At 48.1% G+C, this 21,193-nt stretch carries 23 protein-coding genes; 10 read left to right on the forward strand and 13 right to left on the reverse strand.

All coding sequences use genetic code 11. The features are described 5' to 3' along the window. Positions 1-52: 52 nt before the first annotated feature. Positions 53-442, reverse strand: coding sequence for a YidH family protein (locus ACO05Z_RS18845; RefSeq protein WP_421903734.1), 390 nt, complete (start codon positions 440-442; stop codon positions 53-55). A gap of 151 nt (positions 443-593) precedes the next feature. Between ACO05Z_RS18845 and ACO05Z_RS18850 the strand changes: the two genes are divergently transcribed. Next, positions 594-833: a hypothetical protein gene (locus ACO05Z_RS18850; protein ID WP_421903735.1), complete on the forward strand. Its 240-nt coding sequence runs from the start codon at positions 594-596 to the stop codon at positions 831-833. Positions 834-915: 82 nt separating this feature from the next. Here the strand turns inward: ACO05Z_RS18850 and glpX are convergent, their stop codons facing one another. Beyond that, positions 916-1,899: a class II fructose-bisphosphatase gene (glpX, locus tag ACO05Z_RS18855; protein WP_015853437.1), complete on the reverse strand. Its 984-nt coding sequence runs from the start codon at positions 1,897-1,899 to the stop codon at positions 916-918. A 283-nt stretch (positions 1,900-2,182) separates the two neighbouring features. Here glpX and ACO05Z_RS18860 point away from each other — a divergent pair, with 283 nt between their 5' ends. The 3 genes from ACO05Z_RS18860 (at position 2,183) to ACO05Z_RS18870 (ending at position 4,772) form a co-directional block, all read left to right on the forward strand. Next, complete coding sequence (locus ACO05Z_RS18860) at positions 2,183-3,946, forward strand: N-acetylmuramoyl-L-alanine amidase (protein ID WP_421903736.1); 1,764 nt, start codon at positions 2,183-2,185, stop codon at positions 3,944-3,946. Positions 3,947-3,982: 36 nt separating this feature from the next. Beyond that, the gene (locus tag ACO05Z_RS18865) at positions 3,983-4,453 is read left to right on the forward strand and encodes an HAD family hydrolase (RefSeq protein ID WP_421903737.1); all 471 of its coding nucleotides are present in this window, start codon (positions 3,983-3,985) and stop codon (positions 4,451-4,453) included. Between the two features lie 85 nt (positions 4,454-4,538). Next, complete coding sequence (locus ACO05Z_RS18870; RefSeq protein ID WP_421903738.1) at positions 4,539-4,772, forward strand: hypothetical protein; 234 nt, start codon at positions 4,539-4,541, stop codon at positions 4,770-4,772. A gap of 55 nt (positions 4,773-4,827) precedes the next feature. Here the strand turns inward: ACO05Z_RS18870 and ACO05Z_RS18875 are convergent, their stop codons facing one another. Continuing rightward, positions 4,828-6,084, reverse strand: a complete 1,257-nt coding sequence (locus ACO05Z_RS18875; RefSeq protein ID WP_421903739.1) for a response regulator — start codon at positions 6,082-6,084, stop codon at positions 4,828-4,830. Positions 6,085-6,216: 132 nt separating this feature from the next. Then, positions 6,217-6,504 (reverse strand): hypothetical protein, encoded by a 288-nt coding sequence (locus ACO05Z_RS18880; protein ID WP_421903740.1) that lies wholly within the window; start codon positions 6,502-6,504, stop codon positions 6,217-6,219. A 422-nt stretch (positions 6,505-6,926) separates the two neighbouring features. Here ACO05Z_RS18880 and ACO05Z_RS18885 point away from each other — a divergent pair, with 422 nt between their 5' ends. Next, positions 6,927-7,313: a MucR family transcriptional regulator gene (locus ACO05Z_RS18885; RefSeq protein WP_015853443.1), complete on the forward strand. Its 387-nt coding sequence runs from the start codon at positions 6,927-6,929 to the stop codon at positions 7,311-7,313. An 83-nt stretch (positions 7,314-7,396) separates the two neighbouring features. Here the strand turns inward: ACO05Z_RS18885 and ACO05Z_RS18890 are convergent, their stop codons facing one another. Continuing rightward, positions 7,397-9,424 carry a methyl-accepting chemotaxis protein gene (locus tag ACO05Z_RS18890; protein WP_421903741.1) on the reverse strand — a complete coding sequence of 676 codons (2,028 nt, stop codon included), beginning with the start codon at positions 9,422-9,424 and terminating at the stop codon, positions 7,397-7,399. Between the two features lie 272 nt (positions 9,425-9,696). Between ACO05Z_RS18890 and ACO05Z_RS18895 the strand changes: the two genes are divergently transcribed. The 5 genes from ACO05Z_RS18895 to ACO05Z_RS18915 all read left to right on the forward strand — a co-directional run bounded on the left by ACO05Z_RS18895 (position 9,697) and on the right by ACO05Z_RS18915 (position 14,122). After that, entirely contained in the window at positions 9,697-10,527 is an 831-nt protein-coding gene (locus ACO05Z_RS18895; RefSeq protein ID WP_421903742.1) for a D-alanyl-D-alanine carboxypeptidase family protein, read from the forward strand. 256 nt (positions 10,528-10,783) lie between these two features. Further along, positions 10,784-11,764 (forward strand): flagellar motor switch protein FliM, encoded by a 981-nt coding sequence (gene fliM, locus ACO05Z_RS18900; protein WP_015853445.1) that lies wholly within the window; start codon positions 10,784-10,786, stop codon positions 11,762-11,764. A 102-nt stretch (positions 11,765-11,866) separates the two neighbouring features. Next, the gene (locus ACO05Z_RS18905) at positions 11,867-12,622 is read left to right on the forward strand and encodes a glycosyltransferase family 2 protein (RefSeq protein WP_421903743.1); all 756 of its coding nucleotides are present in this window, start codon (positions 11,867-11,869) and stop codon (positions 12,620-12,622) included. Further along, entirely contained in the window at positions 12,619-13,050 is a 432-nt protein-coding gene (locus ACO05Z_RS18910; RefSeq protein ID WP_320173939.1) for an FdtA/QdtA family cupin domain-containing protein, read from the forward strand. Before ACO05Z_RS18905 ends, ACO05Z_RS18910 begins: the two co-directional genes overlap by 4 nt. Continuing rightward, positions 13,028-14,122, forward strand: coding sequence for a DegT/DnrJ/EryC1/StrS family aminotransferase (locus ACO05Z_RS18915; RefSeq protein ID WP_421903744.1), 1,095 nt, complete (start codon positions 13,028-13,030; stop codon positions 14,120-14,122). The genes ACO05Z_RS18910 and ACO05Z_RS18915 overlap by 23 nt, the downstream gene beginning before the upstream one ends. A gap of 82 nt (positions 14,123-14,204) precedes the next feature. Here ACO05Z_RS18915 and ACO05Z_RS18920 read toward each other — a convergent pair whose 3' ends face one another. From ACO05Z_RS18920 to ACO05Z_RS18955, 8 genes are all read right to left on the reverse strand, one after another. Beyond that, the gene (locus tag ACO05Z_RS18920) at positions 14,205-15,833 is read right to left on the reverse strand and encodes a glutamate synthase-related protein (RefSeq protein WP_421903745.1); all 1,629 of its coding nucleotides are present in this window, start codon (positions 15,831-15,833) and stop codon (positions 14,205-14,207) included. Between the two features lie 399 nt (positions 15,834-16,232). After that, on the reverse strand, positions 16,233-16,805 hold the full coding sequence (locus tag ACO05Z_RS18925) for a class I SAM-dependent methyltransferase (protein WP_421903746.1): 573 nt from the start codon (positions 16,803-16,805) through the stop codon (positions 16,233-16,235). An 82-nt stretch (positions 16,806-16,887) separates the two neighbouring features. Further along, positions 16,888-17,634, reverse strand: a complete 747-nt coding sequence (locus ACO05Z_RS18930) for a hypothetical protein (protein ID WP_421903747.1) — start codon at positions 17,632-17,634, stop codon at positions 16,888-16,890. A gap of 9 nt (positions 17,635-17,643) precedes the next feature. Beyond that, positions 17,644-18,141, reverse strand: a complete 498-nt coding sequence (locus ACO05Z_RS18935; protein WP_421903748.1) for a hypothetical protein — start codon at positions 18,139-18,141, stop codon at positions 17,644-17,646. 19 nt (positions 18,142-18,160) lie between these two features. Beyond that, positions 18,161-19,273 (reverse strand): hypothetical protein, encoded by a 1,113-nt coding sequence (locus tag ACO05Z_RS18940; protein WP_421903749.1) that lies wholly within the window; start codon positions 19,271-19,273, stop codon positions 18,161-18,163. 42 nt (positions 19,274-19,315) lie between these two features. Continuing rightward, the gene (locus ACO05Z_RS18945; protein ID WP_421903750.1) at positions 19,316-20,263 is read right to left on the reverse strand and encodes a general secretion pathway protein GspK; all 948 of its coding nucleotides are present in this window, start codon (positions 20,261-20,263) and stop codon (positions 19,316-19,318) included. Then, positions 20,250-20,831, reverse strand: coding sequence for a PulJ/GspJ family protein (locus ACO05Z_RS18950; RefSeq protein WP_421903751.1), 582 nt, complete (start codon positions 20,829-20,831; stop codon positions 20,250-20,252). The genes ACO05Z_RS18945 and ACO05Z_RS18950 overlap by 14 nt, the downstream gene beginning before the upstream one ends. Beyond that, positions 20,831-21,193 (reverse strand): type IV pilus modification PilV family protein, encoded by a 363-nt coding sequence (locus tag ACO05Z_RS18955; protein WP_421903752.1) that lies wholly within the window; start codon positions 21,191-21,193, stop codon positions 20,831-20,833. Before ACO05Z_RS18955 ends, ACO05Z_RS18950 begins: the two co-directional genes overlap by 1 nt.

A 21,193-nucleotide genomic window follows, 5' to 3' on the forward strand; every position in this document is an offset into this window, starting at 1 on the left:
CCCAAAATTTTTTAATAGGACTTTGCCGCTTCGGGCTTAAATTTGTGCGGGATTAGAAAAACATTTTTCCTGCTATGGAGCTGACAATCAGGATTACACCTACTGCCACAGTGACCAGCATTTCAGGATAGGGTGTAGTCCAACGGACTCTGGCTCCGACGGTCTTTTCAAAACGGTAAAACCGGAAAGCCGCACTGGTTAAAATAACCATCCCGGAAATGATGATGAAAACGCCGAGGAAATTCATTTCCTTGAGCATTATCGCCGGTGTTCCGGGCAGCATTTTCTCCATATACAATCTGGCCTTCTCAATCACGAAGCCGAAACCGAACAACCCCAGCGCGGTCCGGCACCAAGCCAGAAAAGTCCGCTCATTAGCCAGCAATGTGCGCATTCTGGCAAGTTCGTTGTTGTCCAGCGATTTCCTGTCATGTTCAGCCATTTGCCAACTCCGGATTTTCTGGTCTACACTTCTTGATCTTGAATATATATGCCTATAATCTGTAATGAGAATGCGGGCAACATTGTTCGCGAACTGGAACAACTTCCGGCCCTTAGCCAATTACGGCAGGCCGCATCATAAAGGACCGAAAATGAAATATATCATGTTTGAAGATTTTTCAGGCGACCCGCTGCCCATACTCATTCCCAACCGCATCGGCTACCTCGAATTCAGGGAACAGATTCCCTACACCAAAGTACTCTCTGCCGGATACGTGCAGTTACGCCCCACCGGGGTTACCTGCCACGGTGAAGCCAAAGAACTGAACACCTCCGCCCGCGAAGAAGATGCAAAGATCATCTCTGAAAAGCTGGAGGCTCCGGAGTATTAATCTTTCCCAAACAGATTAAAAATGGGCGGTTCCAACAATCAAGTCGGAACCGCCCATTTTTTTAATTCTTCAAGTATTTGTACTAGTCGTACTTAACCGCGCTGATCTTCATCAGCTTGTCCCAAGTGTGGACAGCTTCGATGTGACGAACGGTTCCGGTCTTGCCGCGCATGACCAGAGAGGTAGTTTCCGCGCCGTAACCGAGGTAACGAACACCGCGCAGGAAGGTGCCGCCGGAGATACCGGTAGCGGAGAAGAAAATATCATCACTCTTGACCAGATCGTTAACGGTCATGATGTTGCGCAGATCGTAACCCTGATCTTCAAGAGCTGCTTTTTCGGCCTCGGACTGAGGATCGAATTTAGCGAACATCTCACCGCCCATGATGCGGATAGCACATGCGGAAAGAACTCCCTCGGGGGTACCGCCGGTTCCGATCATAACATCAACCGGGCTGCGCGGATCAACAACCATAAGCGCACCGGCAACGTCACCGTCAGTATGCAGCTGGATACGCGCACCAGCATCACGGATTTCCTGAATCAGACCGTGGTGGCGGGGTTTTTCCAGAACAAAGACAACGAGGTCGTCAACATCCTTATTCAAGGCCTTGGCGATTTTGACAAGGTTATCTTTAACCGGAGCATTGATGTCGACCATGTTCCTTGCGGCAGTGGGTACAACCAGCTTCTGCATGTAGTAGCTGGGGCCCGGATCGAGCATCATTCCGGTAGGAGCAACGCCGACAACAGAAATTGCGTTGGGGCGTCCGTATGCCAGCAGGTTGGTGCCTTCAACGGGGTCAACAGCAACGTCCATACCCGGACCTTCGCCAACGCCCAGCTTCTCGCCGTTGTAGAGCATGGGTGCATGGTCTTTCTCGCCTTCACCGATAACAACTGTACCGCTGATTTCAAGGCTGTTAAAACTCAAACGCATAGCATCGACTGCTGCCTGATCACCTGCGTTTTTATCACCCCGGCCCAGCCATCTGGCGGACGCCAGTGCTGCTGCCTCGGTTACCCTGACAAGGTCAAGAGCCAAATTTCTCTGGGGAGCTTCCATTTATCTGTCTCCAAATGAGTGAAGTAAATTGTTTAAGTTCTGAGTAACAATGCATATGCCCATTACATAAAATGGGCCGTCAGTCCAGCTTTCATGTACTGTTCCGGTCGCCCTGAGCACTAAAATCAGCCCTAGCACCGCTCATACAGCATAGAAGGTTGATTTTTTAGCCTCTCAAGCTTATTAAAGAAAACATCTAAACTTTTTTTAGAGCAACTGCCTGTATCTTTACTGCAATCACATTGGGCAAAAACATTAAATATAAAGAACTTCGACCTAAAAAATGCGCAAATTTTTTATTCCAAACCTGATCATGGCACTCTTTCTTGCAGGACTGCTTGTTTCTGTCATTCCTGCCAGTGCATTCGGGGCCAGCATCAAGGATGATTTCACCATTGCCTGGAAGCAGTTCCATGCTCTTTCAAAAAATAAAAAGAAATCCCAGTACCGCTCTGAGTGGGAAAAGGTCGGAAAAAAGTTTCGCAATGTATTCAAGCGTTCCACCCGCGGCCATTACGCGCCCAAATCTCTCTACTATCTTGGCCGCACATATGAAGAACTGGGCAACCGCAGCGGCATAAAAAAAGATTTTCGCACCGCAGTTGATTACTACGGGCGCATGATCTCAAATTTTCCTTCCCACCAGTGGACGGATGACAGCATCTATCGCAGGGCTGAAATCAGGCTGCGCAAGCTGCATGAAAAAGATCTTGCCTATTCCGATTATCTGACCATCGTCCACCGCTATGCCAAGTCGGACATGTATTCTAAGGCCCGCAAGCGTCTGGATTCCATGGACCGGAAAGGAATTTCAGGCAAAAAGAATAAACACAAGAAGCCTTCTGGCACCATCATTCCGGCCAAAAAAGCTTCCACCAAAAGCAAGCTGAAATCCTCCAGTAAGGCCAAGCTTCTCTCAGTGCGCTACACCAGCAGTGAGACCTATACCCGCGTGGTCCTCGATCTGGATGAAGAAGTACGCTACCGCTACCAGATTCTGAATCCGAACCAAAGCGTGAACCGTCCGCACAGGCTCTACATCGACCTTGAAAACACCATCCTTGGAAACGGCGTGCACAAGGCCACCCATGTTGCCGACGGTATCCTTAAAGACATCCGCTCCGCCCAACGTGACCCCCGGACCACCCGCGTGGTGCTGGATTTCAACTCCATGCAGGATTACAAAATCTTTCCGCTGGAAAACCCCTTCAGGCTGGTAGTTGACGTACAGGCCCCTGAAGAAGGCAAGGTAGTTGAAAACAAGAGCCCGGTTCATTATTCCGCTCCCAAAAAATCCAAACCTAGAAAATACACTCCTCCGGCAAACAGCAAAAAAATGGCCGGAGAATTGCTTGAGCAGCTGGGGCTGACCTTCAAGACCATCATGCTTGATCCCGGCCACGGTGGAAAGGACCCCGGGGCAGCCGCCAACGGCTTGAGAGAAAAAGATATCAACCTGCGCTTTGCCAAGATTCTGGCCGCCAAGCTGAAAAAGGCCGGATTCACGGTCATGTACACCAGAAGTACAGATAAATTCATCCCTCTTGAAGAAAGGACCGCCATGGCCAACATCAAGAAGGCTGACATGTTTATTTCCATTCACTGCAACGCGCATCGCAGCTCCAAGATCAACGGTATTGAGACCTATACCTTGAACCTTGCCCGCAACCGCAATGCTGTCCGGGTAGCTGCTCGAGAAAACGCGGTTTCAGCCAAGCGGATCAGCGACCTGCAGGTTATCCTGACTGACTTGATGCTCAATTCAAAAATGAAGGAAAGCAAGGATCTGGCTAAGAGTATCCACACTCGTTCTCTGAAAAACATCCGCCGTAAATGGTCGGTAAAAGATCAGGGTGTGCGCGAAGCTCCTTTCTACGTGCTCATGGGTGCGAAGATGCCTTCGGTCCTTATCGAACTGGGGTATCTGACCAACCGCACTGAAGCCAAACGCCTTAAAACGGACCGCTACCTTTCTTATATTGCCGATGGTATCGTAAAAGGTGTATTAGATTACAAGAAACAGATTGAAAGATATGCCAGCCTTTAGCCTGACTAACCGCTAAGACCAGTTTCAGGAAGAATCATGATAAATCTTGATATACCGGGATTCGCCAAGCTTGAAATCGAGCACCTTGTTCTGGACTACAACGGAACACTCGCCCTTGACGGCAACCTGCTGCCCGGAGTCGGCAAGCTGATCATGGAATTATCCGATGATGTACAAGTCCATGTGCTCACTGCTGACACCCTCGGCCAGTGCGAAGAGGAACTTTCCGGCCTGCCCGTAACCATTCACATCATCAACGGCAGCCCCGAAGACAAAGCCAAGCTCGACTATGTAAACACGCTCGGTCCGTCCAGATGCGCCTGCATCGGCAATGGACGCAACGACATGCTCATGCTCAAGGAAGCAGCCCTGAGTATAATTATATCAGGGGCCGAATGTATGTCCATGAAAGCCGCCAGGGCTGCCGATCTCGTGGCAACAGACATCTCCAGTGCCCTGAATATTCTTACACACCCTGTGCGTTTACTGACGACTCTGCGGAATTAATGCCTCCGGCGGCTAAAACCCTTTCAAAGGGTTTTAGAATCCCAAACTTTTTTAATTAGGCTTCGCCGTTTCGTAATTTATACATATGTTAGTTTTAAAATGCTCTGCTTGCAGGCGCAAGCTCTGGAAGTATTACAAGATAGGCCAGGGAGAGGTTCACCGCTGCCATAAGGACCGGATCAAAAAAATCTGGAATGCCGAAGAGCGGGACGGCAAGGTATACTGTCCCTGCGGAAAAGCATTCGGCATAGATCGCGGAACTTACTGGACCATGGACAAAAAAGCGTTCACCTATTCGGGAACAAAAACGAATAAATAAAAAACGCCCGTAATCCTTTTCATAAGATTACGGGCGTTTATTCTATTAATCCTCTTTAAGCAAAGCTAAATGAGTTCACCCCCTTAGCCTGAAGGGCTTTTAAACTCATTGCAGCCTTGGAAAGCACGTCATCGAAAGAGCCGCTTTCACCCTTACTGAGAGTAAAAGAAGCGCTGACCATAAACCTGTCCGCGCTGGACACAATTTCAGAACTGGCTAAAGCAGCCTTAACCGCACCAAGGTCTCGTTTCAAACCTTCAAGGTCATCGGCAAGAACATAGAATCCATTATCACTGCGCGCAGTAAGCATCCAGCCCAGCGACTGTTGATCAAGCAGAGAAGAAGCTTTTTTCATGGCCGCAAAACCGCCATCCCAGCCATACTGACTGTTAATTTCAAGCACATTGTCTATGTTAAAAGCTGCAACTACCGGCTCCTTGCCTTCTTTCTTGGCCTCTTCAAACAAATCACGCCCCTTATCGAGGAAGAAATTAAGATTAAAAAAACCGCTCAGGGGATCGCGGCTGTAGGCATCCTTGATGGAACGGATACGCTCAAGCTCGTTAAGGTTGTTGGTCACCCGCCATGAAAATTCTTCAACTTCAAAAGGCTTCTTGAGGAAATCATTGGCCCCACGCTTAAGAAATTTAGCGGTAATGGCGCCGGAGTCGTGGGCAGACACACCGAGGATTGCCATCTGATCCCGGCTATGGGTTTTACGCACTTCACTGACCAGCTCAAAACCGTCAAGATTTGGCATTTCGTAATCAGTGAGCAGCAGTTGCACATCCGGGTTGGCCTTAATCAACTCAAGGGCCTCGGCACCATCTTCTCCGGCTAATACGGTAAAATTAAGCCGTTCCAACAAACGCTGCATAATTTTGCGGGCCGTGGAATTGTCTTCGGCAATAACAACCTTGATTTCATGGTTGGAATGAATGCGACGGATGAGGTCGACCATTTCTTCCAGATCTTCACGACTGGATTTGTTGAAGTAGTCCAACACGCTCTTCTCGATAAAACGGTTGCGGATTTCCTCATCAAATGTGGAAGTAAGAACGATGCAGGGGATTTTACGGGAAAGAACAAAATCAACCGCCTCCCCGTCAGGAGCACCCTTGATGTTCAGGTTCAGGACCGCGATAAATACATCATCGCCATTCTCAGCGAGCCTGCTTTCAAGCTCATCCATGGAGTTAACCACCATGGTATCAAAGGGTGTAATGGATTCTATATGTTCGGTAATAATTCTTGCCTGAGTATTGCTGTTTTCAACAACAAGAACAGTGTTTTTAACTGTCTGTCCGGACATGCTGCCCCCTTTAAATTCATTTTAATTAAAATAGACGAGTAGGAGAAAGATACACTTTGGAAAAAGATTTAGGCAAGTCAAATCATTAAGAGTGCATTATAAAATTGAAAAACCGTGTCACGATTTATAGGATCACTTTTCCAAGACCGGAATAGTATACGATTCAATTAGTTCATCAGTATCAATCGGCTCAGGTGGAAATTCACTGCTGCGTGATATGGCTTCATCTTCTTTCCGCTTCTGCTCAAGGTGTTCATCAAGATCCCTGGTTGCATTTCGGGGCACCTGAGACTCCTGATATTCATTCACGTTTGCTCCTACAACAGCCACCCCGACCACGGCAGCTGTCCCCCAGATACACCCGGAACAGGGCAGGGTTAAAAGCAAAATGAAAATCAAAGCGGACTTAATTTTAATCAAAATAGTTTTCTCTTTTTCCAGTTCAAAAAGGTTATGGGAACAAACACCTTAACATTTGTTAACCTTCATATAGCGCTACACCTGCAACGCAAAGAGCGCAAACATTTAAGTCCACTATGCGGGTAAGCACTTATAGGCATTTCTACGCATTGCTTGAAACTGCATAGCAAATAAAATGTTTTACAAAATAACGTTCGGTATTTTTTTCATTTTTCGAAATTTATCTGTTTTAAGCACACTTTTTGACTGTAAAATACTCAAGCGGACAAAAAATTAATACTATCACTCATGCATCTTTCATTAATATATAAAAAATTCCGCAAAATTCTATTTAATGTATTTGACAGCTACTACAAAGTACTTTATCCATAATTCTTCCAACGCCAAGTTAGTGAAAAAATAATCCTCAAAGGAGATTCCAAGTGGAAGATTATCTGAAAGAAGCTTTGGAAATAGTCAAAGCACAAGCAAGCGTAAGAACCATGAGTGAAGAAGAGATGACTTCCATGGTCCGCAAACTCTCTGCCGGCATTCAGGCCATTGCTGAAAACGCCCTCCCCGCGCAGGAAGAAGCTCCCGCATGCGAGCCCAAAAAATCCATCAAGGAAAAATCCATTGTTTGCTGCGAATGCGGAAAATCCTTTAAGATCATTACCAAGAAGCACCTTGCTTCCCACGGTCTGACACCTGATGAATACCGTGAAAAATACGGCCTCAAGAAAAAGACTCCTCTGGTCTGCAAATCTCTGCAGCGTGAACGCCGTAAGAAAATGAAGGAAATGAAGCTCTGGACCAAACGCGGTAAATAGAGTTTTTAAAGCACATTTCCATTGGTAGAAAAGCGCGGTAAGCCTTAAGGCTTACCGCGCTTTATTTTTCTCTATTATCCCGTCTAGGACTGCTTTAACTGCTCCACAATATTGCTTAGTTCACTGGTCATTTCTGCCAGATCTTCAATGGCAATAGCTGATTGGCCCATACTTTCCGAAGTTTCTGCGGATATTCTGGAGACCTCTTCCACAGCCTGATTAATCTGTTCCGATGCTGCGGACTGCTCTTCCGCTGCAGTAGCAATGGACTGCACCTGCTCGGCATTATCCTGCGCGTAGTTCAGTATGTTATCCAGCACTTCACCGGATCTTGCTGCCAGTTCCGTAGTTTCATCTACAGCCCCGGCGGCTTCGTCCATGGACTTAATGCTCTTGCGCGCTGCGGACTGAATAGAGGAGATGCTCTCCCCTACTTCCTGAGTGGCACCGATTGTCTTTTCAGCCAACTTACGCACTTCATCGGCAACCACGGCAAATCCGCGCCCAGCCTCACCTGCACGGGCAGCCTCAATAGCAGCATTCAATGCCAGCAGGTTGGTCTGGTCAGCGATATCATTGATAACATGCACTACCGCACCGATATTATCAGCCTGTTCCCCCAAAGAAGTCAGGTCGCCTATCATGGCCTGAGTCTGCTGCTGAACATTGCCTACAGATTCAATAACTTTGTTAACAAGGCCAGTTCCTTCATCAGCAGCTTCCTGAGTGCTCATGGCATTGGATGCCGCATCCCCGGAATTGCGGGCTACCTCCAGAACAGAAGCATTCATCTGCTCCATACTGGTTGCGGTTTCAGTCATACGCTCACGCTGGACTTCTGTTGAAATATTGATCTGGTCAGCCTGTGCTGCGAGTTCTTCAGTGCCGGAAGCAATACGGTTCACAACACCTTCAATCTGGGATGCAGCCTGCAGGATACCTTCCTTTGTAGCCCGGTCAGCCTGCTCGCGGGCTTCCTCGGCTTCAGCCATGGCTGCGCGGGCCCGCTCAGCTTCCTGCTCGGCCAGCTTACTTTTCTCCTCGGTATCACGAATCATATCCTTGAGCTTGCCGACCATGGTCCGCAGGGCCTCAGCCAGCACGCCCACTTCATCATTCTGCTGCACATCAAGAGTCTTATCCAGATCACCGTCTGCAACGGCTGCAGCAAACTCAACGCCCTTACCGAGGGGCTTGAATATCAGGAAAGAAGCAAGAAAATTAAGCATTAGCGCAGCAATGATCAGGGCTACGACAGCCACAATTGCATTCTGCTGCAGGTTGGAAGTGGAATCCTTGTTAATTACGGCCAGCTCTTCATAGGTCCAAACCTTCCAGTCCAGTCCATCAATAACATAGAGGCTGCCTTCGTAGGTTTTGCCATCTTTTGAAAATTCTATTCTACCGTTGTATGTCTGCTCGCTGAACTGTTCAAGGTCCGGAATGGCTTCCCAAAGACTTTTTCCGATAAGGTCCTTATCCCGGTTGGCCATGATGTAACCATCTGCGCGGGTCAGAAAAATATTTTTATGATCCAGTACACTATTGGTGAATCTGGTAATATCAGTCAGGCCGAGGTTGATGCAAAGTGTGGCCTGAACCCTACCGTCTTTGATGATGGGAACTCCGGCGGCCATGACAATGGCACCGATAGAAGAAGTGTAAGGAGTGGTGATGATACGTTTTTCTCCGCCGAACAAACGCTTGTACCACTCTCTATTTTTAGCTTTTTCATTAAAATTGGGGATGATCCCTGCAAGTCCCGCAGTATAGGTACTGCCGTCAGGGAAACAAAAATAAGCTTCACCGGCTCCGGTCTGATACTGGAGTTCCTTTGCAAGATTGATCCGGTAGGCAAGTAACTCCTCTCCATACAATTCCGGTGCGCCGTTGAACATCTTTGCTGCCAGTTCAAGGGCATTAAAATAGATGTCGGTCTTTTCCCCCACAGCTTTACCGACTGCACGGGAGACCGTATCAAGCTTTTCAAGTTCTGCTTTATGGGATGACGAGCTGAAGCTTTGGTAGGAAAATCCGGTCATCACAATGATGACCACTGCAAAAAACGCAAAAACGCTGAAAACAATCTTGTTTTTGGCACTGATAGACACAATTCCTCTCCTGTTGGTAACGCCCCGGCCTGAGTCGTCATAAAAGACATCCGGACAAGCCGCGACTTACCGCTAACGTTTTAACTTTTTCATAGATTTCTCCCTGTTTATAATTGTTATCCCTTTCACACTGCGGGGTTTGGCATAATTCAAGACAAATAGCAACGTGCCCACGCACAAGCATTGTCCTAAACCTTTTCACAACTCGATTTCTGTTTTATAGAAATATTCGAACCTGCTGCAATCAACCTGATCCGGGCAGATACATCCATATGAACAGAAGAACATTCCTGAAATCCATATTCTCATTATCCGCCAGCGCAGGGCTGTGCGGAATTTCCTACTTTGCCGAAGCTCAGGAAGTTGCCCGTGCAGTAGAGGAGAAAGACCTCAAGAACTACCTGCACCGCATGGCCAACTTCGACACTCCCCAGCCCGGTGACATTATCCTCAAAGACCAAGAACTTAAATTGCTCAAATCTTCCCTTAGCAGGCTGCGCCGTGTGCAACGCACTGTAGGGTTCGGGAATTTCTGCGTCTTAAGCTTTGACGATGCCCTGAAATTCGGACGCAACTACTCTTCCATCGGCAAATTCAGCAAGCAGGAACTGGAATTCTTGGATAAAACCTTCCATTTTGATGCCCATGATTACGGTTTCTTAGGCGAGAAGCCAGTGGACAAATTGACCGCTTCCATCTCACGCAAAGAGTTGGTCAAAATCCCACGCACGGGCAATTTTCTCTTTCGGGGAGACCCGCACAAGAAATATCTTAAAATACGCAAGGAGCTGGGTAAAAAAGTGTACCTGACCTCCGGAGTTCGCGGAGTATCCAAACAGTTCATTCTATTTCTTGCCAAGGCTGAAGCCAACGGCGGAAACCTTTCGCTGGCTTCACGCTCATTGGCCCCTCCAGGATACTCCTACCACGGAGTGGGTGATTTCGATGTGGGTGAAAAAGGACTTGGAGCAGCCAACTTCAGCGCCCGCTTTGCCGAAACAGGAACCTGCATCAAGCTGCGCGAACACGGCTATCTGCAACTGCGCTACCCTGAAAACAACTTGCTCGGAGTACGCTTTGAACCTTGGCACATTAAGGTTTGATGCGCTTCGCGCTATTGATGGGAAGATTTCGCCTCCGGCGGCTTAAGACCTTTTGGAAATAGGTCTTTAGAATCCCAAAAACTTTTAGTTTGGCTCCGCCGCTGTGAACAGGCAAATACCAGTTGCTAAAGTTTTTACTTATTAGGACGATACAACTTACATATATCGGCTGACGCGTTTACTTTGCGGACAAAAATGGATAATTGTAATTTATTGATGGGTCACATGAACGATAACTGAGACGGGTTTAATCAGCATGAGTAAAATTCTGCAGCAGGACGAGGTTGATGCTCTATTAAGGGGCCTTTCCGGTGGAGAGGTTGAAGCGGAGCAGGACATACCGGATGATGATTCCGGTGTTGTCTCCTTTGACCTTGCCAACCAGGACCGTATTATCCGCGGTCGTATGCCCGTTCTTGAAATCGTCAACGACCGTTTCGCACGTCTGGCAACCAACAACCTTGCCAACACCATGCGTAAAAGGGTGGACATCAACCCTATTTCCATCGACATGTCCAAGTTCGGGGACTTCATGCGTTCCCTGCCTGTTCCAACATCACTTTCCATCTTTAAGATGGACCCGCTGCGCGGTAACGCCATTCTCGTTGTTGACTCCCGTCTGGTCTTCGCGCTGGTGGAAAGCTTTTTCGGCGGTTCCGGCTCCCAGCCCAAAGTAGAGGGCCGTGACTTCACGCCCATTGAGCAGGCCATTGTTGACCGGGTGGTAAAAATAGCCCTGTCCAACCTTGAAGATTCATGGCGTCCGGTGCACGAAGTTCACCTTGAACTGGTCCGCTCCGAGGTTAACCCGCAGTTTGCCGCCATTGTACCGCCTTCGGACGTTGTTGTGGTCATTACCTTTGAAGTTGAACTGGAAAACGCCATTGGTTCGCTCATTGTCTGCCTGCCCTACTCAACTCTGGAACCAATCCGTTCCAAACTGCACGCCTCCTTCCAGTCCGAACGTCTGGAAATCGACCACGTCTGGGTCAGCCGTTTCAAGGAAAGACTGCTGGAAACCCCGGTAGATCTGCTGGTTCGCCTCGGCAAGACCAAGATCACCGGGCGACAGCTGCTTAATCTTGAAGAAGGCGACCTGCTGCTGCTCGATACTGACGAAGAAGATATGCTCGAATGCGAAGTGGGCGGGGTCCTCAAATATCTCGGCTCCCCCGGACGGGTAAAAGCCAACCGCGCCTTCCAGATTGCTCAAGCTATTGAGCCTAAGATGACTTAAAAGCGCCCTGCGCAACAAATCTTGACTAGCGCCGTGGGCCTGCTTACAATCCATAAGTTGACCTGATGATTTTTTTTATTCTTTCGAAAATAAAAGGCGCCAATGACCCAAATAACCGGACTGGTACTTACATACAACGGCGAAAGGCTGCTGGACGAATGTTTGCAAAGCCTCTCTTTCTGCGATGAAATACTGATCATCGACTCCGGCTCTACGGACTCCACCCTTGAAATCGGACGTAGACACAATGCCCGTATTGTCCACAACGACTGGAACGGGGCTATTGAACAGCACAAATTCGCGCTGCCCCAGATCACAACCCCTTGGGTAGTGACCATAGATCAGGACGAAATCATATCCCCGGAACTGCGCGAATCCATCACCGCCAAGCTGCAAAATCCCGATGATGTGGACGGTTATTACTGCCCACGCCGCTCATGGTATCTGGACCGTTTCATTATGCACAGCGGCTGGTATCCGGACAAACTTTTCCGGGTCTACAAACGGGATGGCATCACCATCGGCGGCATCAGGCCCCACGAAGAATTGCGCCCCAAGAACAAATCAGGCGAGATCTCCGGGGACATCATCCATTACCCGTATGAAAACTTTTTCCAGCATCTGGATAAGATCAACAGCTACACTCAGGATGCAGCTGAAGACCTTTATTCCCGGGGCAAGCGTAGTTCACTCGGCTCAGCGCTGGGCCACGGGTTTGGCAAATTTTTCAAACAGTATATACTCAAGGCAGGATTCCTTGACGGACGGGCCGGATTCATAGTCGCCCTGCACGGTTTTTTCTATACCTTTCAAAAATATATCCGACTAGTTGAACTGGAAATGAAGGACAGGAAATGATTAAAGAAGACAAACCGCAAATTATCGAGCTACCCAAGATTCTGGATAACAGGGGCAACCTTACTTTTATAGAAAACAGCCGCCATATTCCTTTTGATATCAAAAGGGTGTACTATCTATATGACGTTCCCGGCGGTGAAACCCGCGGAGGCCACGCCCACAAGCAGCTCAGGCAGTATATTATCGCTGCTTCCGGCAGTTTTGACGTGGTTCTGGATGATGGCAAAACCAAGACCAAGTTCTCCTTGAACAGATCATATTACGGCCTGTACATCCCGACCATGACTTGGCGTGAACTCGAAAATTTCTCCTCCGGTTCCGTATGTCTGGTGCTGGCCTCGGAATATTACGATCCGAGCGACTATTACTACAGCTATGATGAATTCATAAAGGCGGTTAAAGAAAATGAAGCAAATCAGATTTCTTGATGTAGGCTGGACTTACCAGGCACTGGCCCCGAAAATGGACGCTGCAGCAAAGCGGGTTCTTGAATCGGGCTGGTTCATTCACGGCGACGAAGTAAAAGCTTTTGAAAAGGAATTCGCCCTCTACACCGGAGCAAAACACTGCATCGGCTGCGGTAATGGACTTGAAGCTATTGAGCTGGTCCTGCGCGCTGCCGGAGTCGGTCCCGGTGATGACGTACTGGTGCCTTCCAACACCTTTATTGCCACCTGGCTGGCGGTAACCCGTACCGGCGCCAACATTGTTCCGGTGGAACCTGTGGAAGCGACCTATAACATGGACCCGGCCAAGCTTGAAGCTGCCCTGACCCCGGCCTGCAAAGCCATCATTCCGGTCCACCTCTACGGCCAGCCCGCAGATATGGACCCGATCATGGAGTTTGCTGAAAAACATGGTCTGTTTGTTGTAACCGACGCGGCACAGGCCCATGGCGCGGTTTACAAAGGGCGTATGTCCGGCACACTGGGGCACGCAGCTGCCTTCAGCTTCTACCCCGGCAAGAACCTCGGCGCATTCGGTGACGGCGGTGCTGTGACCACTATGGATGACAAAATTGCCGAGCGGGTGCGCAAGCTGGCAAACTACGGCTCAACTGAAAAGTACGTACACGAATGCAAGGGTTTCAACAGCAGGCTTGATGAAATGCAGGCCGCTTTCCTTCGCGTCAAGCTGGACAAGCTCGACAACTGGAACTGGACCCGCAAGACCATAGCCAGCATCTACCTTGAAGGACTCAAAGACACCCCGCTGGTGCTTCCGGTCATTGGAGATAAAATCCAGTCTGTCTGGCATCTCTTTGTTGTGCGCTGCAAAGACCGCGACGGTTTGATCAAGCATCTTGCTGAAAACAAAATCGAGGCATCCATCCATTACCCCATCCCCCCGCACAAGCAGAGCGCGTACAAGGAAATGGAAGGCCTCTCCCTGCCCATCAGTGAGGCAATCCACAGTGAAGTGCTCTCCCTGCCCATGGGACCGCACATGACTGAGGAAGATGCCCAGAGAGTTGTTGAAGTGGTAAAAGCGTTCTTTTAACCACCTGAACTGTTAATATAAAAGGCGGAGAACCTGTACAGGTCCTCCGCCTTTTTTTATTCTATTCAAATACGTAAAAAACTTACATATCGAGAATCTTCTTGGCTGTCTCATCCATGATATCGGTGATGAACTTAATGCCGGTCTCACGCTCTGTTTCGCGGTTACCGGAAGCAATATCATCGCGGGAGATGGAGGTAAGATCAAACTTACGCACCCCGGCAAGAAGCTGCTGCAAACCAGCACCAAGCTTATCAACCAGGCACCAGATACCAACGGCACCAAGAGGAATATTCTTCATTTCATCTTTACCGACCTTAGCTTCAACATCAGCGTAGCAGGCAAAGATCTCTTCAGCAGTTGCACCGTATTTCTTAATTGATGCCGGAAGCTTATCCCAGTTACCGCAAACAGCATCACGTCTTTCGGGATAAAGCACACCCTCAATGTTTGCACCGAGGAAACCGGGAATCATCATGGCACGGCCCATACAGATCATCTTGGCATACGGAGCACCAATAGCGAGAGCCTTAAAGATATTACTACCCTTGGCGAAACCACCGGCAAATGAGAGATCTACAACCTTTTCACCCTTGGCTGCAAGGCGGGACGCATACTCATATGCCTTGGCATGCAGCAGGATGGAAGGAACACCCCATGACTCCATCATATTCCACGGAGACATGCCGGTACCACCGCCGGAACCGTCAATGGTTAGCAGGTCGAGTTTGGCCTCGGTTGCAAACTTAATGGCCATGGCGAGAGCTTCCATACCGTATGAACCGGTCTTGAGAGAAATACGCTTGAAACCGAGACCACGGAGGTAGGCCACGGAACTCATGAACTCTTCACGAACCTGCTCATAAGAACAAAGGTCAGTGTAACCGAGGCGGCTGTGACGGGCGAAGCTGTGAATAGCACCGCGCTTGAAACCTTCCTGAACCTCAGGCTTTTCAGGATCAGGGTCAACGAGATAGCCGCGTTTCTTAAGGAAAAGAGCGTAATCGAGACTGGTGACCTCGATCTCTCCGCCGATATTCTTGGCGCCCTGTCCCCATTTGAGTTCGATGATAACTTTATCGCCATATTTTTCAGCCACGTATTCGGCAACACCGTTACGGGAATCTTCCACGTTAAGCTGAACAATTATGGCACCATATCCGTCGTAATAACGCATATAGGTATCAATTCTGCGGTCCAATTCGGGAGCACTGGAAATTTTTCCATTGGAAATCTCGGACTTGCGGTCAACGCCCACGACATTCTCGCCAACAACGATGGGAGCACCGACAAGAGCGCAACCTACAGAAAAAGAATCCCAATATTTAGCGGCAATAAATGTGGATCCCAAAGCACCGGTCATGAACGGAACACGACATTTAGTTTGTTCTTCGGCACCAAAGGATGTTTCAAGATTTACATCTGTGAAAAGAAAGTCGCCGTTTGCGCCGGGATTACCGGAAGCCCCGTAACTATTACCCTGAATACGCATAGAATTATAGGAAACACCCACATGGGTGGTATTTCCGCTTCCTGCTGTGACCAGACCGAAATCCCTTGGATAGAGCATTTCCCTGCCCCTGAGGGATGACAACCAGGTCTCACATTTACCCTGACAGTCGGCTCTACACAGGGTACACAGTCCGGATTCAATAGCATTTCCTCTATTAACAGCTCCCAACACGTCGTTGGACTTTGACCAGTTTCCCATTGATCACACCTCTTTGTTTGTTTTTTTCAATACTGTTAGTCAAACTGTGATTTGGTTTCAAGGAAAACTTAGCGCACACTTTTTCAATATTGTTAAATTATAATATAGAAACACAATAAACCATAAACAACACCCACACATAAATTCCAGTAAACACTGCAAATTCAACGCCTTAAAAGAGTCAAAACACATTTGTCAAATTTTTTTTGAAATACTACTTTTTTGCAGAAAATTTGAAAATGGGTAATTTATAATAGCCAAATTTTAATTCATGAAACTTTTATACCCGCTAAATGACACAAAACACCCCGCCGCCAATTGTACAAAAAAACGAAATCACCCAAAAAAAAGCCCGCCGGAACAAACCGAACGGGCCAATGATCACAAATCTGGTAATATTTAAAGCTTAGTCACAAAAAGCATTCGTATGGGATGTCCGGGCTTATTGACCATTTCACTCTGAATGACCCGGTAGGTATGGTAATCAAGCGCATTGCAGTATTCTCGAACAGCCACATCTTCTTCATCCCCGCCGGGGTGCCCGGCATAAATGGCAATACAAAGCATGCCGCCCTTGGCAAGCATTTCAAGAGAAGCTTTAATGGCGGCAAGAGTGGTTTCGGATTTGGTTATTACCGTCTTGTCGCTACCGGGCAAAAAGCCGAGATTAAACATGACAGCGTTTACACGTCCGTGAAATTCAGCAGGGACCAACTCAAGCATCTTTTCGTGACCGGAGTGAAAGATAGTCCAATTTGCGGGAAGACATTCCTCATTAAGACGCTGTTCGGTCTGCTTTACCGCATCTTCCTGAATGTCGAATCCAAAAACATGCCCGTCAGGACCTGCTTTTTCAGACAGGAACACGGTGTCGTAACCATTCCCCACAGTTGCATCGATTCCGATACAGCCCGGCTCCAGCACTTCACACAATACTGATTTGGCAAAAGAGAGAATATTATTGGAAATCATCTGTTTTTCACTCGCACAAAAGGATTACGGTTTATTCTGCATAAAGAATAACCGAACACATATTTAAAATCACGCAGTAAAATTAAAACTTAAGATACTTATTAAGCTTGCCGGACTTGGAAAACTGGCGTTCAGTTGACCCAAAAGTCGTGGTTCCGCTGATAGTGTAAGAGGAATTGGGAAACCTCTTCCAATCCAGAGTGGCACTGCCCTTTGCTGTAACCGGGATCGGCTGCCCACAACTGAAAGAATTAAGCTGGAGCTGCTTTCCGGCCAGAACGGCATTAACGTTAACGTCCTCGGCAATAAGTCCGCCGGGAACTTCAACCGCATTAGAACGTACTACAAGGCTGCCTGTACGCGGCGGTGCTCCCCATTCGGAAAAACCCACATCAGACGTGATACGCACCTTACCGCCCAAACCATCCATCTGGACAAGCTTGGCCAAATCAACTCCCCCACCAAGGGTCAGAGACTTGGTCTGGAACAGCCTTGCGGTCAATGTCGGTCCGGTCTTAACCCGAATTTCAAGAAGCGGGGAAAACCCTAAGGACACGCCAAGCTGGGGCACAGTGATGGTCAAACCTTTTTTGGTGGTCACGTAGACATTAGTCACTTCAAAAGAAAATGGTCCGGCACTGACAAAATCACCCCACTGAATGGTGGCCTTGGATATCTTGGAATCTGCCAGCTTGAAAGCCTGAGACCAGGCAACTTCCCAAGGCATAAACAGAAAAACACCGAGGATCAGTCCGGCCAGAAAAAGGAAAAAATTCCTGAAGGCTTTTTTGAAAGAAAATTTAAAGGAAATATTAGGAATAAATTTCATCCGGCCGCCCTACCTGACAAGTATGATCTGCACATCAGCCAACTCAGGGGAGTCCAGCCTGTGGTTGATATTGAAATTTGTGACCTTCAAGGCTCCGCGTACATTGAAATCACGCATTAGAGCGACCACTTCCGGCAGGTTCAAAGACTCAAGCAAAACCTGCACTCCCTGACCGGAATTAGCCCCAGCCTGCAACGGCCTCAGCGAAGTAAGCCTGCTGTCCAGACCAAGATCACGGATAACCTGCTGCGCTGCGGTCATGGGTTCACGATCCACCAGCGCACCACGGGATGATTCTCCGGCTTTAAGCTGTTCAACCAACGGAACCACTTTGGCATATTTTTGCTTGCTGGAAAGGGTAATCCGCTCAGCCTTGGACTGAGATTCGGCAAATCCGGACCAGACCATAAAAAGTACCAACGCCCAACCCGCAACAAGCGCAGTAAAAAAAAGCTTCTGTTTATCAGCAGGCCAGTCCTGCCAGATGTAAAATCTTTCCAGATCCATTGCACTACCTGACCTGAGATTAGCGGTTATATTCAGCACGCAGGCTGATACTTATGCCGCCTTCAATATTGGTGGCCTGTTCAAGAACAAAATTAAATTGGCTGTTGGCGGCTAGCTTTTCCATCATGGCGTCAAGCTCTTCGTAACTGCTGACCTTGCCCCGGATGTTACCGGAATCTGCACCAAGGGAAAAACCTTCAATTTCAATACCCACCGGAGCACTGTCACTTAATACGGCAAGCAGGCCGAGCACATCAACCCCGCCACTGTCTCCACCGCTTTTAAGCTGATCCAGCTTGTAAAGAATCTTCCCGTAGGGGTCTGATCCAGGATTGGGACCAAGGGCGCTGACATAAACTTCCTTGAGCTTGGCACGCCACTGCTTAGAATACACCTGACTCTGCTGCCAACGGTAATACTGTCCGGAAATAAAAAGCAGTCCGATCAAGGAAACCAAAACTGCAGCAACCGCATAAGGCTTATAGTCAATAGTCACGGACTTATCGGAACCGGAACGCATTGCGGTCACCAGATTGAGCCTTGCCCAGCGGACCTTCTTTTTGGAAAAGACTTCACATGCTTTGCCCAGATCCATAAGTTCGGGATCGCCATCCAACCCCAGACGCTCAAACCTGCTTTGAAATTCCTCGTCACGACCACGAAAATAGGTCAATTCATCTGCACAGGCGAGAATGCGCATACCCTGCCCTTTCCAACTCCAGACTGATAAACCTTCAGCTACCGCAGCCCTCCAGCAGACGGCAAAAGTTGTGGTCAGGACAGTGGCTTTAGCAAGGACCTCGCGATGACGTTCCAGAAAGCGGTCGAGCAAATCATGCCCGGCATAACCGAGCACAGCATCCCCGGACGGACGCAAAACCTTGAACTCTCCTTCCTGTACGGGAAAGGAATAATTCATCTGCATCATAGTCGCGGACTTGGCATGGCGGGACTTAATAGTCCCTCGGGGCTTGAAAAAAAAGAAAAGAGGGTCAGGCAAAAGGGCAACTACCGGATGTCTGTTCTTTTCAGCAGGCCCTTCCGATTCAGTAAGGCTCTTGCCGTCAAACATCATCCACTGGTGTTCATTTCCCTTGAATGAAAGAATATATACTATTTTTTTAAAGGCCATCTATGGCTTTGTCCTATACCTGTTAGCAGTGTGTTTGTCCATTTACTGATCTTGCGCAAAGGTTACCGAAATATCATTCTGGAACACCAGCTCCGGCTCACCTATCTCAAGAGCACTTTCCCTACGGATGATGTATCTTTTAACCACCGTACATCCGCCCACAGACGCGGTTACTCTAGCTTCAAAATAATCTGACTTAACGGCAAATTCATTAGCCATACCCTTGAAAAGAGTTGAATCAGAGGCTACCCCTGTAACAGAAAGAACCTGACTGATATCAGTAAACCCTCTAGTTCTTCTCCAATGTAATATCCTATCAACACCTCTGCCTAATTCCGGAAAATAGGCCAACAAAACTTCACGAGAGGCAAAATTTATGTTGAGTTTACCTGTCCCCCAAATCGTTAACTTTTCATCCACCCAGTTTCGGCCTAAATCACCCCATCCCCGAACCAGCAAAACTTCTTCCGGTGTTTTCAATTCACTTCCACGTGGAGTATAGGCAGGATCATGTGACGCGTAGAAAAAATTATCCATTTTTTCCAGCTTAGGATTTACATTCAGCCCGGCCCAAATTCCAAGACTTCCCACAATAGCTTTAACATCACTTCCCTGGGGAAGAACACCTTTAAATATCTGGAAAACTCTTTTCCTGTCTCTCCCTTTGATCAACTGGTTAATATTAATTTTGGCGTTGCAGGGGGTAATTTCAATCTTAAGACCATCATCACTCAACTCCTTGGCCCATTTTTCCTGCATAGTGTCAGAAAAAGGAGTTTTATCGTTTTTAAGTACATCATATATCAAATACAGGGCTTCCTCAGCCATGAACCCGGCTTCATATTCACTGCGCATACGGCTTGCTTCCACAGCCCCCCGGGAACTGACTTCAATGGTCATCAATGTCAATCCTGACAAGGCCATAAACAAGACCAGCACGATGACCAGCACCACGCCCCGTGAATTCTTGTCGGAATTATTCCACAGCATATGGGATCCTCTCGACAATGATCACATCTTTGCCGTCTTCAAATCTCAATTTCAGTCTGAATGCTTTAACTGTAGACTTACCACTCATAGCCCGGGCGGATTGCTGGGAACGCGAAATCCAGACGTTCTTGTCTGCATCAAGAAACTCCAATCCCCATGACTTGAGGCCACGCATCAGAAAAAAGGAATTCTCAAATTCAAGATCTGGAGACTTCTCAAGCCTGCGGATCATATTCGATGAAAAATCCCAATTGACAATAATAGGCCCCGCACCTTCCAGCAAAACATTGTGTGTAGATTCCAGACTAAATCCTTCTTCCTCAACACCTAACGGTCTTCCGGGGACTATATTCTGAAGATCGCGATGCAAAATGCGGCGCAAAGTGAACATGCGTGAAGAAAGTCCGGCACTGGAGCGGACAACCTCATTATTGGTAACAGATTGCCCCAAAACCATAGCAACCATGCTCATCAACAAACCGGACAGCACCAAGCCGATAAGTACCTCAATGAGAGAAAACCCCTTCTGTGATTCAAGGGAGATAAGGTTGCGTTGAAAATAAATCATTAAAACAACTTCTTCTTGCGGGAAACCCGATAGATCTTCCACTCAAGAGTATAATCATCGCTACGGGTTTCCAAAGTGTAATATCCCTTTCCCACGGAAGAAATTGTCTCCAACCCAACCCTGAAACTACCCTCAGGAGGACCGGGCCAAGAAACCCAACCGGAAGAGACAACATTCAACCTATCCGGATATTTATGGGCCAAAATATCCTGCGAAAGATTCAGGACATCCCACGAATCTTTAGAAGACTGAGCCATAAGGGCACTCTGCCGCTGCACTCCCAAAAAACTCATGGACAGGGTTGCGGCGATGGTCAAGGCCACGATAATCTCGATCAAGGAAAAACCGTTCTTGCACGCCAC

Origin of the sequence: Maridesulfovibrio sp. (assembly GCF_965230075.1) — a bacterium.
GTDB lineage: Bacteria > Desulfobacterota > Desulfovibrionia > Desulfovibrionales > Desulfovibrionaceae > Maridesulfovibrio.